Here is an 849-nt window from a genome sequence, read left to right as displayed (position 1 = left end):
GTGAAACATCCACCAGCGGGAACGTCACCGGCGTTTTCGATATGGTTGGCTGCGGTTATGTGTATGTGGCATCTTATGTAAATAACGGCAATGCTAACCTGACCACATATTGCGCCGCGCTGGTAAATGCCGACGCCAAGTATAAAGACGTTTTCCCGATTGGTACATCTGACGGGCAAGCTGAAAACTATGCTGCAGCGGCTGCAACCAGCGGCGGTATGATGCTCAATGAAACATCCACTGCCGGAACCGGCACCACCGGCTGGCTGAACTGGGCCGGGACGGCTACGAGCTCCAACTTCCCGTACTCCTCCAATCCGGTGTTTATCCGTGGTGGCTACTATGGCTTTTCCTACTCCGGCCTGGCCTATTTCTACTACACGAACGGCAATGCTTACAGCATCATCGGCTTTCGCGCCTGCTTTGTAAATCTGGATTCTGCGCCTCTGATTTCTGGCACGGATACAAACCTGGGCGATTTGAGCGCACCCCCGAGCATTACCTATCAAGTCAGTGATGCGGATAATGACGCGGTAAATATCACAGAAAAGCTCAATACCACCGTGCTCAGGACACTAAACAATGCCCCGAAGAATACGGATATAACTCTCACAATCACTTCAGCCCAGTGGACGGCCCTGGCCATCAATACCCAGCATAGCATTACAATTACGGCTGATGACGGCAGGGGCGGAATAACCACCAGGACATATACCTTCCGGCGGGTGAACGCGGCCCCGGGCATCACCGGCACAGATGGCAGCATTGGGGATAAAAACGCCCCCTTTACTTACACGTATCAGATCACGGATGCAGACGGCGACACGGTTAATGTCATCGAGCGCTTCA

1 pseudogene is annotated in these 849 nt (G+C 53.1%); it reads left to right on the top strand.

Features of this window, described 5'->3' with window-relative positions:
- Positions 1-849 (top strand): annotated as a pseudogene (locus Pmgp_RS19980) (hypothetical protein); the annotation flags it as partial.

The organism is Pelotomaculum propionicicum (assembly GCF_004369225.1).
GTDB lineage: Bacteria > Bacillota > Desulfotomaculia > Desulfotomaculales > Pelotomaculaceae > Pelotomaculum_B > Pelotomaculum_B propionicicum.
Note: the sequence above shows the minus strand (reverse complement) of the source record. Positions and strands in the feature narration are given on the sequence as shown.